This window comes from Streptomyces sp. NBC_00247 (assembly GCF_036188265.1).
GTDB lineage: Bacteria > Actinomycetota > Actinomycetes > Streptomycetales > Streptomycetaceae > Streptomyces.
Map to the genome: position 1 here is coordinate 6,577,043 of NZ_CP108093.1, position 14,414 is coordinate 6,591,456.

Annotated in this window: 15 protein-coding genes; 5 read left to right on the plus strand and 10 right to left on the minus strand. The window is 72.4% G+C overall.

Annotated elements, in window-relative coordinates:
- Nucleotides 1-189: 189 nt before the first annotated feature.
- From OHT52_RS28355 to OHT52_RS28365, 3 genes are all read right to left on the minus strand, one after another.
- Complete coding sequence (locus OHT52_RS28355; RefSeq protein WP_328723015.1) at nt 190-1,209, minus strand: hemolysin family protein; 1,020 nt, start codon at nt 1,207-1,209, stop codon at nt 190-192.
- Entirely contained in the window at nt 1,206-2,546 is a 1,341-nt protein-coding gene (locus OHT52_RS28360) for a hemolysin family protein (protein WP_328723016.1), read from the minus strand. The genes OHT52_RS28355 and OHT52_RS28360 overlap by 4 nt, the downstream gene beginning before the upstream one ends.
- Nucleotides 2,547-2,849: 303 nt before the next feature.
- The gene (locus OHT52_RS28365; RefSeq protein ID WP_328723017.1) at nt 2,850-3,290 is read right to left on the minus strand and encodes a GNAT family N-acetyltransferase; all 441 of its coding nucleotides are present in this window, start codon (nt 3,288-3,290) and stop codon (nt 2,850-2,852) included.
- A gap of 215 nt (nt 3,291-3,505) precedes the next feature.
- Here OHT52_RS28365 and OHT52_RS28370 point away from each other — a divergent pair, with 215 nt between their 5' ends.
- Together OHT52_RS28370 and OHT52_RS28375 are read left to right on the plus strand one after the other, a co-directional pair.
- Nucleotides 3,506-3,721 (plus strand): antitoxin, encoded by a 216-nt coding sequence (locus OHT52_RS28370; protein ID WP_328723018.1) that lies wholly within the window; start codon nt 3,506-3,508, stop codon nt 3,719-3,721.
- Between the two features lie 484 nt (nt 3,722-4,205).
- Nucleotides 4,206-4,619, plus strand: a complete 414-nt coding sequence (locus OHT52_RS28375) for a fic family toxin-antitoxin system, toxin component (protein ID WP_328723019.1) — start codon at nt 4,206-4,208, stop codon at nt 4,617-4,619.
- Nucleotides 4,620-4,858: 239 nt separating this feature from the next.
- Here the strand turns inward: OHT52_RS28375 and bioD are convergent, their stop codons facing one another.
- From bioD to bioB, 3 genes are read right to left on the minus strand one after another with little or no spacing between them, the layout of a single operon-like run.
- Nucleotides 4,859-5,545, minus strand: a complete 687-nt coding sequence (gene bioD / locus OHT52_RS28380; RefSeq protein WP_328723020.1) for a dethiobiotin synthase — start codon at nt 5,543-5,545, stop codon at nt 4,859-4,861.
- Nucleotides 5,546-5,547: 2 nt separating this feature from the next.
- On the minus strand, nt 5,548-6,918 hold the full coding sequence (locus OHT52_RS28385) for an adenosylmethionine--8-amino-7-oxononanoate transaminase (protein ID WP_328723021.1): 1,371 nt from the start codon (nt 6,916-6,918) through the stop codon (nt 5,548-5,550).
- Nucleotides 6,911-8,149, minus strand: coding sequence for a biotin synthase BioB (gene bioB / locus OHT52_RS28390; RefSeq protein ID WP_328723022.1), 1,239 nt, complete (start codon nt 8,147-8,149; stop codon nt 6,911-6,913). The genes OHT52_RS28385 and bioB overlap by 8 nt, the downstream gene beginning before the upstream one ends.
- 144 nt (nt 8,150-8,293) lie before the next feature.
- Here bioB and OHT52_RS28395 point away from each other — a divergent pair, with 144 nt between their 5' ends.
- Nucleotides 8,294-9,442, plus strand: coding sequence for an 8-amino-7-oxononanoate synthase (locus OHT52_RS28395; RefSeq protein WP_328723023.1), 1,149 nt, complete (start codon nt 8,294-8,296; stop codon nt 9,440-9,442).
- Nucleotides 9,443-9,474: 32 nt separating this feature from the next.
- On the opposite strand, the gene OHT52_RS28400 is transcribed toward OHT52_RS28395, so the two are convergent.
- The gene (locus OHT52_RS28400) at nt 9,475-9,687 is read right to left on the minus strand and encodes a DUF397 domain-containing protein (RefSeq protein WP_328723024.1); all 213 of its coding nucleotides are present in this window, start codon (nt 9,685-9,687) and stop codon (nt 9,475-9,477) included.
- 70 nt (nt 9,688-9,757) lie between these two features.
- Nucleotides 9,758-10,621, minus strand: coding sequence for a helix-turn-helix domain-containing protein (locus OHT52_RS28405; protein WP_328723025.1), 864 nt, complete (start codon nt 10,619-10,621; stop codon nt 9,758-9,760).
- 202 nt (nt 10,622-10,823) lie between these two features.
- On the opposite strand from OHT52_RS28405, the gene OHT52_RS28410 reads away from it, so the two are divergent.
- A complete protein-coding gene (locus tag OHT52_RS28410; protein ID WP_328723026.1) occupies nt 10,824-11,255 on the plus strand; it encodes an ATP-binding protein in 432 nt (143 codons plus the stop codon).
- Nucleotides 11,256-11,354: 99 nt separating this feature from the next.
- Here the strand turns inward: OHT52_RS28410 and OHT52_RS28415 are convergent, their stop codons facing one another.
- Nucleotides 11,355-11,831, minus strand: a complete 477-nt coding sequence (locus OHT52_RS28415; RefSeq protein WP_328723027.1) for a C40 family peptidase — start codon at nt 11,829-11,831, stop codon at nt 11,355-11,357.
- Between the two features lie 618 nt (nt 11,832-12,449).
- On the opposite strand from OHT52_RS28415, the gene OHT52_RS28420 reads away from it, so the two are divergent.
- A complete protein-coding gene (locus OHT52_RS28420; RefSeq protein WP_328723937.1) occupies nt 12,450-13,547 on the plus strand; it encodes a MerR family transcriptional regulator in 1,098 nt (365 codons plus the stop codon).
- Nucleotides 13,548-13,589: 42 nt separating this feature from the next.
- Here the strand turns inward: OHT52_RS28420 and OHT52_RS28425 are convergent, their stop codons facing one another.
- Entirely contained in the window at nt 13,590-13,898 is a 309-nt protein-coding gene (locus OHT52_RS28425; protein ID WP_328723028.1) for a hypothetical protein, read from the minus strand.
- Nucleotides 13,899-14,414 lie beyond the last annotated feature (516 nt).

A 14,414-nucleotide genomic window follows, 5' to 3' on the forward strand; every position in this document is an offset into this window, starting at 1 on the left:
AGCCGCCGACGGCCCGCCGACCGCCCCGTGGGCCGCGTGCCCCCACCCCACGGCCGCCCGTGTCGCCGAACCAGCAGCGAGTCCTACGCTCCACGTGGCTGCCGCACCCAGGCCCGCGCGACCCGCGCACCGCACCTGGTTCCTCGTACCGGCCGCGGCCCGGCCGGGCGGTGGGTGCGGGCGGCCCGATCAGCCGGACCGCGGTCGTCCGACGAGCTCGCGCAGCACGTCCTCCATGGTGACGGTGCCGACCAGCCGGCCGTCGTCGTCCAGTACCGCCGCGAGGTGCGTACGGCTGCGCCGGAGCGCGGTCAGTACGTCGTCGAGGGGGGCCGCCGCCCGTACCCGGGCGATGGGGCGCATCGCGGCGACCGGGAACGGCACGTCGCGCGGTGCCGCGTCCAGGGCGTCCTTGACGTGGAGGTAGCCGAGTATCCGCTGCTCGCCGTCCATCACGGGGAAGCGCGAGTATCCGGATTCGGCCGACAGCCGCTCCAGCTCCTCGGGGGTCGTGCCCACCGGGGTGCAGACCATCTGCGCGATCGGCATGGCCACGTCCCGGACGGGGCGGCTGCCGAGTTCCAGGGCATGCCTCAGCCGCTCGGCCGACCGGTCGTCCACCAGCCCCGCGTCCCCGGAATCCCGCACCAGCAAAGCCAGCTGGTCGTCCGAGAAGGTCGCCGAAACCTCGTTCCTCGTCTCCACCCGCAGGAGCTTCAGCAGCAGACTGGCGAACGCGTTGATCGCGAAGATCACCGGGCGCAGCCCTCTCGCCAGCGCCACCAGCGGCGGGCCGAGGAGCAGCGCGCCCTTCGCCGGGTCGGCCAGCGCGACGTTCTTCGGAACCATCTCGCCGAGCAGCATGTGGAGGTAGGTAGCCACCGTCAGCGCGATGACGAACGACAGCGGATGCACCAGGCCGTGCGGTACCCCGACCGCGTCGAACACGGGCTCCAGCAAGTGGGCGATGGCCGGTTCGGCGACGATGCCCAGCACCAGGGTGCAGAGGGTGATGCCGAGCTGGGCCGCCGCCAGCAGCGCCGAGACGTGTTCCAGGCCCCACAACACGCTGCGGGCCCGCCGGTCACCGGCTTCGGCGGCCGGCTCGATCTGGCTCCGGCGCACCGAGATGAGGGCGAATTCCGCGCCCACGAAGAACGCGTTCACGACCAGTGTCAGCAGACCGATGAAGAGCTGGAGAACGGTCATCGGGCATCCTCCGTCAGGGGGTCCTCACCGGGGAGCGGCGCGTGCAGCAGGGCGCGTGCGGCGCGACGCCCGGAAGCGTCCACGACATCGATCCGCCACCCGGCCAGTTCCACTCTGTCCCCCTCCCGGGGGATGCGTCCGACCTCGTGGGCGACGAGCCCGGCGAGGGTTTCGTACGGGCCTTCCGGAGCGCGCAGACCGATCGTACGGAGCTGGTCGGTGCGCGCCGCGCCGTCGGCCGACCAGAGGGTGCGGCCGTCGGCGTCCTCCCCGGCGGGGGCCAGATCGGGCGTCTCGTGGGGGTCGTGCTCGTCGCGCACCTCGCCGACGACCTCCTCGACGATGTCCTCCAGGGTCACCACACCGGCCGTGCCGCCGTACTCGTCGATGACGACGGCCATGGCGAGCTTGCGGCCGGAGAGACGGTCGAGCAGTTTGTCGACGCCGAGGGTCTCGGGTACGAGAAGGGGTTCGCGCAGCAGGTCGGAGACGCTTCTGCGGGGCCGCTGGTCCGCGGGCACCGCGAGGACGTCCTTGATGTGAGCGACGCCCACGACCGTGTCCAGGCTGCCGCGATAGACCGGGAAGCGGGACAGCCCGGTCGCCCTGGTCGCGTTCGCGACATCCTCGGCGGTCGCCTGCAGGTCCAGCGCGGTGACCTGGACCCGGGGCGTCATGACGTTCTCCGCGGTGAGCTCGGCGAGATTGAGGGTGCGGACGAAAAGCTCGGCGGTGTCCGCCTCCAGAGCCCCCTCCTTCGCGGAGTGGCGCGCCAGGGCCGCCAGCTCCTGCGGGCTCCTGGCGGAGGCGAGCTCCTCGGCCGGTTCGAGGCCGAAGCGGCGCAGGATGCGGTTGGCGGTGTTGTTGAGATGGCTGATGAAGGGACGGAAGACGGCGGTGAAGACCCGTTGAGGTGTGGCGACCGCCTTGGCGACCTTCAGAGGCGAGGAGATCGCCCAGTTCTTGGGGACGAGTTCACCGACCACCATCAGGACCACCGTGGACAGGGCGGTACCGAGGACCAGCGCGACCGACCGCGACAGGCTGGGGGAGAGCCCGATCGCGACCAGTGGCCCGCGGATGAGCTTGGCGATCGAGGACTCGGAGAGCATGCCGACCACCAGGTTGGTGACGGTGATGCCGAGCTGTGCCCCGGAGAGCTGGAAAGTGAGGCTGCGGACGGCCTTGAGAGCGCCGGCCGCACCCCGCTCGCCCCGCTCGACGGCTCGTTCGAGGTCGCCGCGTTCCACCGTGGTCAGGGAGAACTCGGCGGCGACGAAGGCGCCGCAGGCGATCGAGAGCAGCACGGCGACGAGCAGCAGAAGCACTTCGGTCATCGGTTCACCTCCGTCCCATGATCGGGCAGTGGGTGGAGGATCGCGCGATGTTCGCGACATCGGCGGGTTCGGCAACTGGGAGGCTCGCCCATGGGCGGACGCTCACACCTTTCTCGGCAGGGGATCGATCCCGATCGCGCGCTGATCGCCGTACTGGCCCCTGTGCCGGTTGTCGTCCTTGGTCCGGTCGTGGTGGCCGTACGGGAATCTCCCGCGTCGATCGAGCAGAAGGACATAGTAAAGGATCGGCAAAGTGGCGCGGATGGGTGCTGCCCCTCCCCGCCCCTCCCACGCGGGGAACGGTCAGCGGGACAAGGGCTTCACCCAGCGACTCCACCGGGACTGCCGCTCGTACCCCGCCGCGCGCCAGGCATGCTGGGCGCGCTCGTTCGCGTCGAGGACCATGGCGTCCCCGCGTCGGCCGCCAAGGCGTACGAATCGTTCCTCCGCGGCCGACAGCAGTGCGGTGGCCACACCGCGGCGACGCTGCTCCGGATGGACGGCGAGCCGGTAGAGGTGGCAGCGCCAGCCGTCGAAACCGGCGATCACCGTTCCGGCGAGCCGCCCGCCGCGCTCCGCGAGCAGGAGACACTCGGGGTCCCGTTCCAGGAGTCGCGCGATCCCGTCCCGGTCGTCGCTGATGCTCGTCCCCTCGGCGGCCTCCTTCCAGAAGATGAGGACTTCGTCCAGATCGGCGGGGGCGGCGGCGCGTATCGAGAGTTCATTCGTCGAAAGATCGCTCATGCGTGCATCCCACCACCGGTGAGCAGCGGGAGTCGAGCGAAATTGACCGCTCGGCCGCCGTCGGGCGATGTCCGTGGGGGCCGTGTCCGTCGTGGCCGTGTCCGTGGTGGGGCGTCGGGCGGACGGAGGTGCCGCGGGCGGCAGGTTCACGGCCGGGTGCGGTGCGCCGCCCGGTCCCCTTGCCCGGGCGGACCGGGCGACGCTAGCTTGGGAAGATGCCCAGGACCCAGCTGAACTCCCGAGTGGACCAGGCCGTAGCGGACGAGGCCGCACGGCGGAGGAGGGCGACCATGACCCGCACCGTGGCGGAGCGCCCGGAACCCGGCGCGGAGGACGCGGGCCACGCCTTCGTGGAAGCGGCTGCCGATTTCATGCAGCGGTACGAATCGGTCTTCGCCGAGGAATTCGGCACGGAGCGCGTCGCGCGCTGAGTACGCCGACTGCCGTGCCCGGTCGCCCCCCGTCGCCGGCCCCGCTGTGTGCGGGCCTCGCGCAGGTTCGGAGGTCCGGATCAGGGGGTGTGTCCGATGCCGGTGTCGAGTGCGCCCTCCGCGGGAGCGCGGCAGTGCGCCGCGGAGGCCCCTGGCCGGGTCGCCCACGAAGATCGCGTGCGCGACGTCCGGGCCGACCTCCTCGGTGATGTGCCCCCGGATCCCCCGAAAGCCCCGTCCGTACGGCGGCGCCTGGCACCTACGTAGGCACGTACGCCCGCCGGAGTCGGCATGGCCACGGGCGGCTGACGGCCTGCCGGTCCCGGCGTCCTCCGGGCGTACCGGCCGACGAGACGGAGCCCGCGGAGCAGCCGCGCGGCGGGGGTTCGCTCCGCAGGCGGGCCTGAGGAATACTGAGTCCGGAACCGACGGGTTCCCCGCGCGCGGATGGAGCGCCTTCCCCTTCACGAGACGGTCTCCCTGCATGGAACACGACGAGCCACCCGAATCACCGCCACCCGGCCCCGAGAGCCTGCGCATCGATCTCTCCTGGCTGCTCATGGTGGCCGAGCACCGGACGCCGGGAGATCCACACGTCGCCGACTGGGGCGCCCTCGTCGCCGCCGTCAGCCGGCACGAGGCGGAGATCTTCGGCAGCCCGGTCTATGCCAGCCCTCATGCGCGTGCTGCCTCGCTGCTCCAACTGCTGCTGCACGTGCCGGCGTTGGAGCACTCCAATGCGATGTTCGCCTCCGCGGTGGCATACGGATACCTGGTCGCTTCCGGGCTCCCCGTAAGGACGTCCCCCGACCGCGTGCGTGACCTGGCCCGTCTGGTGAAGGAAGGCAAGGCCGGCGTGCGCGACATCGCGGACGAGCTGCACGACTGGTGCGGCTGAGCCGGACGCCCCCACACCCCCACGCCCCCACGCCCCCACACCCCCACGCCCCCACGCCCCCACACCCCCACGCCCCCACGCCCCCACACCCCCACGCCTCCACGCCCCGACGCCTCCAAGCCCGACGCCCCCAAGCCCGACGTCCCCACGCCCGATGCCCGGCGAGCGGATCGGAGAGGCGACGGGCGCCCGCGCCCCCGGTTCCCGTCCCCGGGGCCGGACCCTCCCGGGCCCCGGAATCAGCCGGCCCCGCGGATACCGCCCAGCTCCGGCGCGAGCCAAGCGGGCGCCTTCGCGCGGAAGTCGGCGGGCCGCAGCGATCCCGCCCCGGCCGGCAGTACGCCAACGAGCGGGGCGCCCGCCGCGACCGGGAGGTCCTCCACGTTGCACCGCGTGGCCAGATCCGGGTCGGTGGGCATGCTGCCGATCACCACCCCCGGGCACATGAGGCCCCGGGCCCGCAGCGCCTCCGCCGTCAGCGCGGTGGAGTTGAGCGTGCCGAGCCCGGCCGCCGCCACCAGCAGCACCGGCGCCTCCAGCAACCGGGCCGCGTCCGCCAGCGTGGCCCCGTCGTCGTCGTACCGTACGAGCAGCCCGCCCGCCCCCTCGATCAGCACCAGATCGTGTTCCGTCGCGAGCTTCCGCGCGGCGTCGGCGATCTCGTACGGACGTACTGGCGCCAGCCCGCAGCGCCGGGCGGCCGTCGCGGGCGCCAACGGCTCCGGGTAGCGCGCCAGTTCGACCGCCGTCACCTCGCCGCCCGCCAGTCGTACCACTTCGGCCGCGTCACCGTTCTCCCCCGGAGCGACACCCGTCTGCGCGGGCTTGAGCACCGCGACCCGGCCGCCCGAAGCGACCGCCACGGCCGCGGTCACGATCGTCTTGCCGATCTCGGTGCCCGTGCCCGACACCACCAGAATGGTCATGGTCATCCTTCCCGCGCCGCGGCGCACACGGCACGGCAGATCCGTGCCACGTCCTCGTCGTCCGTCACGTACGGCGGCATCGTGTACACGAGGTCCCGGAACGGACGCAGCCATACGCCCTCCCGCACCGCAGCACGGGTCGCCGCCTCCATGTCCACCTCGTGATCGAGCTGGACGACCCCGATCGCCCCCAGCACCCGTACGTCCGCGACCCCGGGCAGCCCGGCGGCGCCCGCCAGACCGGTCCGCAACCCCGCGCCGATCCGCGCCACCTCGCGCTGCCAGTCCTGGCCGAGCAGCAGGTCCACGGAGGCGCAGGCGACCGCCGCCGCGAGCGGGTTGCCCATGAAGGTCGGGCCGTGCGCCAGCACGGGTACCTCGCCGCGCGAAATGCCCTCGGCCACCCTCGTCGTGCACAGGGTCGCCGCCATCGTGAGGTAGCCGCCGGTCAACGCCTTGCCGACGCACATGACGTCCGGGGCGATCCCGGCGTGCTCCGCGGCGAACAGCCGCCCCGTGCGGCCGAATCCGGTCGCGATCTCGTCGAGGACGAGCAGGACGCCGTGCGCGTCGCACGCCTCCCTGAGCACCCGCAGATAGCCGGGCGAGTGGAATCGCATTCCCCCCGCGCCCTGGACGACGGGCTCCACGATCACCGCGGCCAGCTCATGGGCGTGACGGGCGATCAGCTGGCGCAGATGCTCCGCGTAGGCCTCGTCGACCTCCGCGTCGAAGCCGTCCGGCGGGGCGTCGGCGAAGATCTGCCGGGGCAGGACCCCCGACCAGAGTTCGTGCATCCCGCCCTCGGGATCACATACCGACATCGGCTGCCAGGTGTCGCCGTGATAGCCGCCGCGCCAGGTCAAGAGCCTCTGTTTGGCGGGCCGGCCGGCCGATCGCCAGTACTGCAGGCACATCTTCACCGCCACCTCCACGGAGACGGAACCCGAGTCGGCGAGGAAGACGTGCTGGAGGGGGCCGGGAGTGATCTCCACCAGCCGGGCGGCCAGCCGGACGGCGGGCTCATGGGTGAGCCCGCCGAACATGACATGGCTCATCCGTCCCAGTTGTGCGTGCGCCGCCTCGTTCAGGACCGGATGGTTGTAGCCGTGCACCGCGGACCACCAGGAGGACATCCCGTCCACCAGTTCCCGCTGTCCGTCGACGGGTTCCGCGAGTCTCAGCCGGACACCGGACGCGGACTCCACGATCAGCGGTGCTTGCCGTCCGGGCATCGGCCCGTAGGGGTGCCAGACGTGCGCCCGGTCGAGGGACCGCAGCCGGGCGGGCGTCAACGTGGACGACGGGGCGTGGGGGAGGCCGGGGGGCGGCCCGAGGGAGCGGGCCGGCCCTTCGACGTACGCGTCAGGCATTCGGAGCGAGATCCGTCCCCGCGCCCCGCCTGCGCACGGCCACCAGGTCCGTACGCGCCGAAGCGGCAGCCGCCTGCTCCTTCGGCGGGACGCCCGCCGACGCTTCCACCGCCACGGCCGGTCCGCCGCAGGGAGCGCAACCACCGCCCGCTTCCGCCCCTCCACCGCAACCGCCGCAAGCGACGGAATCGTCGTGCTCCCCGCATCCCGCGCCCGCTCCGGCCGCGGCCCGGTGGCCGGGCAGCGTCGTGGTGTCCGCGCCCTCCACCTCGAACCCGGCGTCGGCGATCATGTCGAGATCCGCCTGGCCCGCCTGCCCCTCACTGGTCAGATAGTCGCCCAGGAAGATCGAGTTGACCAGGTGCAGCGCGAGCGGCTGCATCGATCGCAGATGCACCTCGCGGCCACCGGCGAGCCGCACTTCCACGTCCGGGCAGACGAACCGGACCATCGCCAGAATCCGCAGACACCGCTGGGGCGTCAGGTTCCACTCCTTGGCGAGCGGCGTGCCCTCGAACGGGATCAGGAAATTCACCGGCACGGAGTCGGGGTCGAGTTGACGGAGCGCGAAGACCACGTCGACCAGGTCCTCGTCGCTCTCGCCCATGCCCGCGATCAGCCCGGAACAGGCGGACAGCCCCGCCCCCTGGGCCTGGCGCACGGTCTCCACCCGGTCGGCGTAGGTGTGGGTGGTGGTGATGTCGCCGTAGGTGGCCTCGGAGGTGTTGAGGTTGTGGTTGTACGCGTCCGCTCCCGCCGAACGCAGCCTCTGGGCCTGCCCGTCGGAGAGCAGGCCCAGACAGGCGCACACCTCGACGCCCTCGTTCTCGTCCTTGATCGCCTCGATGGTCCGGGAGACCCGGTCCACGTCCCGGTCGGTGGGGCCCCGGCCGCTCGCCACCAGGCAGACCCGCTTCGCACCCCCGGCCACCCCGGCCGCCGCCGCGCGTGACGCCTCTTCGGGCTTCAGCCAGGAGTACTTGAGGATGCCCGCCTCGGAGCCGAGCCGCTGCGAGCAGTAGGAGCAGTCCTCCGGGCACAGCCCCGACTTGAGGTTGACCAGGTAGTTCAGCTTCACCCGGCGCCCGAACCACTGACGGCGCACCCTGCCCGCCGCGGCCACCACGTCGAGCAGTTCGTCGTCGGAGGTCGCCAGCACGGCGAGCGCCTCTTCGCGGGTCGGCAGTTCGCGCCGCAACCCCTTGTCCACCAGTGTGCTCAACAGGTCCATGGCGTCGATCCTGACGCACTCCATGGCCATCGGCCAAGGAGGAACCCGACAGCAGAGAGGGGGAGGGTGTGTGTGTATTGCCACACCCTGACCGACTGCGCCCCCGGCTACCCTCTGTGAGCTGCCTACAAAAGGGACCCCCCGATGGCCTTCTCCCCGTTCGACTGGACAGAGGAGGAGTCCGGTCGCCGCGCCGCCGCCGGACTCGTCCGTACGCTGCGCCCGCGGCCCGCCGCCACCGAGGTGCTGGACCTCGCGAGCAACGACTACCTCGGGCTCACCCGGCACCCCGAGGTGACCGAGGCGGCGGCCCGCGCCGCGCGGAAGTGGGGCGCGGGCGCCACGGGTTCACGCCTGGTCACCGGCTCCACCGCCCTCCATGAAGAACTGGAGTTCGGACTCGCCGGTTTCTGCGGCTCCGAGGCCGCCCTGGTGTTCTCCTCCGGCTACGCGGCGAACCTGGCCGCCCTCACCGCCCTCTCCCGTGCGGACGGCCTCATCGTGTCCGACGCGTCCAACCACGCTTCGATCGTGGACGGTTGCCGACTGGCGCGGGCGAGGACCGAGGTGGTGGCGCACGCGGACCCGGAGGCCGTCCAGAAGGCCCTGGAGTCCCACCGCGGGCCGGCGCTGGTGGTCACCGACTCGGTCTTCTCCGTCGACGGGGACGCGGCCCCACTGTCCGCGCTCGCGGACGTCTGCCGGAGCGCGGGCGCCGGGCTGGTCGTCGACGACGCCCACGGGCTCGGGGTGCTCGGAGCGGGCGGGCGCGGCGCCCCGGCCGCCCGCGGACTGGCGGGGGACGAGGGGCTGGTGGTCACGCTCACCCTCTCCAAGTCCCTCGGCAGTCAGGGCGGCGCGGTCCTGGGACCCGCGCGGGTGATCCGTCATCTGGTCAACACGGCCCGCACGTTCATCTTCGACACCGGTCTCGCGCCCGCCGCCGCGGGGGCCGCGCTCGCGAGCCTCGCGGTGCTGCGCAGGGAGCCGGAACGCGCCGCCCGGGCGCGTGAGGTGGCCGTCCGCATGCACGAACGGCTGACGGCGGCGGGGCTGCACTCGGCACGCCCGGACGCAGCGGTGGTGTCGGTACGGGCGCCTTCCCCCGAGTCGGCCGTCCGCTGGGCGGCGGACTGCCGGGAGGCCGGGATCGCGGTGGGCTGCTTCCGCCCGCCGTCGGTCCCGGACGGCGTCTCGCGTCTGCGGCTCACCGCCCGGGCCGACCTGACGGACGACCGCGTCGACACCGCCCTGGACACGATCGTCCGTACGGCTCCGAGGGGCGTCGCCTGACCGGCGGGCGGGGCCGTACGCGCGAGAAGCCCTCAGCGCACGTCCTCGCGCGGTTCCCCGAGGCCCGAGACGAATTTTTGCCAGGCGGGTGCGGAGAAGGACAGCTGGGCCCGGTCCGCGGCCTTGGAATCGCGTACGGACAGCAGGCCCGGCCCGTATACCGCTGTCTCCACGCAGTTGTTCATACCGGTGCTGCGGCTGCTGCGGCGCCACGGTGCGGCGGGCGGTGCCGGTCGGTCGGCCATGGTGCTCCTTCGGATCGGTGGACGTCGGCGGGACCGTCCCGCTCCGTCCGGCCGGGCCCGCGGTGGTTCGTCACGGCCGCGCCTCGCGGCGGATCGCCGTGATGAGGTCCCTCGACCGCTCGGGAGAGAGCGCACGCCCCCGCATGGTGCGGAAAGCGGAACCGTACGCCTCCAGATCCTCTTTCCGTTCCAGGTAGTGACTACGCGTCAAGTGGTCAAGAACGACCACATCCAGTGCGGAAGTTGTCGGAAAAGAGAAAATGACGAATGGGCCCGTCAGGCCGACGTATCCCCCGGCGCTGAACGGAACCAACTGGATCTGCACGTGCGGGAGTTCCGTCATGGCCACGAGATGGTCCAGCTGGGCCCGCATCACGCGCCGTCCGCCGACCTCGCGCCGCAGCACCGCCTCGTCGAGCACGGCGGTGAGTCGCAGCGGGGCGTCGCACCGCAGCACCGACTGGCGGGCGAGCCGCACTTCGACCAGGGCGTCCAGATGCGCCCCCGGTATCCCGTCCAGCGCGGACTCGGTGACCGACCGTGCGTAATCGGCGGTCTGGAGCAGCCCCGGAACCACCGAGGTCTCCAGGGTCCTGGCCGTCTCCGCCTGTGCCTCCAGGGCGATGAAATCGCGGTACTGCGGCGGAATGACACCCCGGTAGGCATGCCACCAGCCCGTGTCGCGACCGTCCGCCGATCCGGCCAGCGCCGAGAGCAGGGTGCGCAGTTCGGGGTCGTCGACGGCGTAGGCGTCGAGCAGACGGCCGACATCGGCCGGGGACACCCCGCTCGCGCCCGTCTCGATCCTGCTCACCTTCGACTGGTGCCAGCCGAGCAGCGATGCCGCCTGCTGGCTCGTGAGTCCCGACGAGTGGCGCAGGGTCCGCAACTCCTCACCGAGTTTGCGACGGCGCACGACGGGGCCGTTGCCCATTCCGGTCTCCTTCCGCCGGTCGGCCTGGAAGACAAGTGTGCCGAATGTTCGAGCTCCGGTGAGCCGGAGTTCACCGCATTGAGCGATAGATATATGCATATCTCGGCAGATCGTGCCTGCGTGGGCTCATGCGGTGGCACTCTGGCGCCAGGCACAATCCGGGCCGATAGGGGTCGCCCGGGCGGAAAGGGACGGCGTCGCCATGGCAGACCATCAGGAAGCACATGTCACCCTGCCGAGCGATCCGGTGTCGGTGTCCGCGGCCCGCAGACATGTGGCCCGCGTACTCGCGGAGTGGGGCATGCACGACGACACGGAGGAAGCCGGGACGATCCTGCTGATCGTCTCGGAACTCACGACCAACGCGGTCCTGCACACACTCGGTCAGTCACCCACGTTCACGGTGCGGCTGGTGCTCGACCGCGACGAGGAACTGCGTCTGGAGGTGACCGACAGCCACCCCCGGTGGCCCAGACGGCTGCCCGCGGCGGTGCAGCAGGACAACGGGCGCGGACTGGCCATCATCAGGGCGCTGGCCAAGGAGTGCGGCGGAGGGTTCGGTGTCACCCCCACCGAGGAAGGCGGCAAGACCGTGTGGGTCACCCTGCCCTGGTCGGTGCCGGTACGGGGCTGACGTCACCCCGGCCCGGACGGGGCGCGCGCGACCCGGCGGTGTCGTCGCGTGCCGCCCCGTCCGGGCCGGCCATCCACGGTGGCGGCCCGGCTCGGTGCGTCAGCGCACCCGCCCGTACCAGACCCGCTTCGTCCAGATCCGCTCCAGCCGGACCACGGAACCGGTCTTCGGCGAGTGCCAGATCTTGCCGTTGCCGGCGTAGATGCCCACGTGGTAGACGCTGCGACCACTGTGGAAGAAGACCAGATCACCCTTCCTGCGCTGCGAGGAGGTGATGTGGCGCGTCTTGTTGTACTGCTGCTGCGCCGTACGGGGCAGCTTCTTGCCGACCCTCTTGAACGAGTAGAGCGTCAGCCCGGAGCAGTCGAACCTGCGGGGCCCGGTGGCCCCCCACTGGTAGGGGGAACCCTTCTTCGACGCGGCGATCCGGAGCGCTTTGGACGCGCGGGCGGTGGTGGCCGCCTCGGCGTCGGACACCAGACCGGGGGCCAGCATCGTCGAGCTGAGGGCCAGCGTGAGGACCGAGGCCGTACCGGCCCGGGTGAGCAGAGACGGGACACGAACCTGCGCAGTCATGCGCAACCCTTCGTCAGCCGCCTGTGAAGGATGACCTGTCGGGTTCGGGCTGGCGAAGTCGCCCGGCCGCGCGATGCGGCTTCACCCCGAGGGACGTCCGGTTGCCCGGCCGACCCGTTGTGCTCGGGTCCTCCACTCCTGCCGATCCACTCCTGTCGACCCGTCATCCGCTCGGCGGCAGGACTCGGCGTCCGCGCGGACCGCCCCGTCAGGGTGGCGGGGGCTTGTCGTCCCACGGATCTTCACCCAGGCCGTGCGGGATTTTCGAGGTGGCAGAGGGAGTCAGTACGGTCGGCCCCCGTTGCGCCGGGAGAGTGGGGGAGTGTCCGAAGCGGCCTGGGGCGCGTACCAGGAGCGCCTCCACCGAGCCTGCGCAGTGCGGTACTTCGTGGATGGGGAGAACGCCGGGGAGCGCAAATCGGGGGAGGGGCGCGGTGGGCGGAATCCCTGCGCTGAACGGGGGGAAAATCGGATATTCGTTACGGAGTGTCGCCGGGGTAACCGGGCGAATCGGCCGGGTTTCCGCGCATCGGCCGCGGTCCCGGGTCGAGGGGTGCGGCCCTTGACCCTCACGTGGCGTCAGGCCGCACAGTGGGTGCCGTGAAGGATCACTGGACCGTGGGGCGGGTGGCCCGACTGGCCGGCGTGAGCGTCCGCACGCTGCACCACTACGACGAGATCGGGCTCGTCCGCCCGTCGGGGCGGACCGCGGCCGGGTACCGGGCCTACTCGGCGGGCGACGTGGAGCGGCTGCGGGAGGTACTCGCCTACCGGCGGCTGGGCTTCGGTCTGCGGGAAGTCGCGGAACTCGTCGGCGACCCGTCCGCCGACGCGGTCGCGCATCTGCGCCGACTGCGCGGCCTGCTGCTGGAGCGACGCGATCGGGCCGACGCCATGGTGGCGGCCATCGACAGGGAACTCGGGACGCGGGCGAAGGGAATGCGGGTGACACCGGAGGAGCAACTGGAGATGCTCGGCGCACGGCTGTACGACGAGATCGGCGGCGCCTACCCCGCGACACGGCGTACCGAGCCGCGGATCGCCGCGCAGATCTGGGACGCGCTCGGCGACGCGCGGACGGTGCTGAACGTCGGGGCCGGAACGGGTTCCTACGAGCCCGCCGACCGCGTCGTCACCGCGGTGGAGCCGTCGGCGGTCATGCGGGCACAGCGGCCGGCCGGATCGGCGCCGTGCGTGGCCGCCACGGCGGAGGGACTCCCGTTCAGGGACCGGTCCTTCGACGTCGCGATGGCCGTCTCCACCGTCCACCACTGGGCGGATCCGATGGCGGGGCTGCGCGAGATGCGCCGTGTGGCCCGGCGCGTGGTGGTGCTGACGTTCGACACCGACGAGCCCGGATGGCCGGACCGGTTCTGGCTCACCCGCGACTACCTGCCCGAGTTCGTCGGCGTCCTGGCGGGATTCCCCTCACTCGCGGGGATGGCAGAGGCGATCGGTGCCCGCGCCGCGCCGGTGCCCGTTCCGTGGGACTGCGCCGACGGCTTGTTCGAGGCGTACTGGCGTCGGCCGGAGGCGTATCTGGAGGACCACGTGCGCCGTGCGATGTCGGTGTGGACGAGGGTCGGGCCGGAGGCCGAGCAGCGGGCGGTACGAAGCCTCGGCGACGACCTCGGCTCAGGCCGTTGGGCCGAACGCAACGGCGACCTCGTCGGCCTCGATGCCGCAGATCTCGGCCTCCGCCTGCTCGTCGCCTGAACGGACACCGGCTGCGGTCCTGGACCGGCGCCCACCCCGGCGTCAACTCCCCGACCGGGGCGGTACGGCGACCCGCCCCGCCCGCCGCTCCCCGTCCAGTGCCCTCAGCGCCCGCGCCAGCGTGGCGGCGTGGATCTGTGCCTCCCCCCGCTCGTGCATCAGCGCGAGGGCGTCCCGCAGCGCCGCCGCGTGCGAGGCCAACGCCTGGGCCGCCCGAAGCGCCCCGTAAGTGTCGCTGCCCCGAGCGGGGTTGATCCGGCCCACCTGGTCCAGGACGGCGAGATATCGGTCGATGAACTCCGCTTCGGCGCGGGTAAGGGCGGGCAACGGCGGCAACTCCGGGGGCAGCATCGGGGCTTCACCTCGTGGGGCGCGTGGGGCGGGGTGCGGGTGGGCGGTGCGGCGTTCCCCGGTCCACGCGCCCGACGGGAGCGGGCGCGGGCCGAGCGGGCGTCGGGGACGGGGCCGCGGTCGGTGTCGTCGGCGACGGACCCGGCCGGCCGGGGCCCGTGACGGGGCTGCGGCGCGGAGCGCTTCGTGCCGTCGGCCGGGGCTCCGTGGCTCGGCCCCGGGTCCGGCGGCCGCCCTCGCACCGCGCCTGCCGGAGTGGGTCGCTGCATTACTACCCGAGCGCCCGGCGGACCATGTCGGCGCCCCGGCGCCCCGCACCGCGTATCCCAGGGCCGGTACGCGCCGCCCAGGAGGCTGGGCCGGTACGCGCCGTATACGAGACGGGGCCGCGTGGGCCGCACCGGTGACCGGCCGGGGGGCGTGCCCGGCCGACGGAGCGCCGTCCGGGCACCGCCCGGCGCCGGAGCGGGACCGTCCCAGTTAACGCGACGGAAAAACTTAGGTCCTAACGTGCGT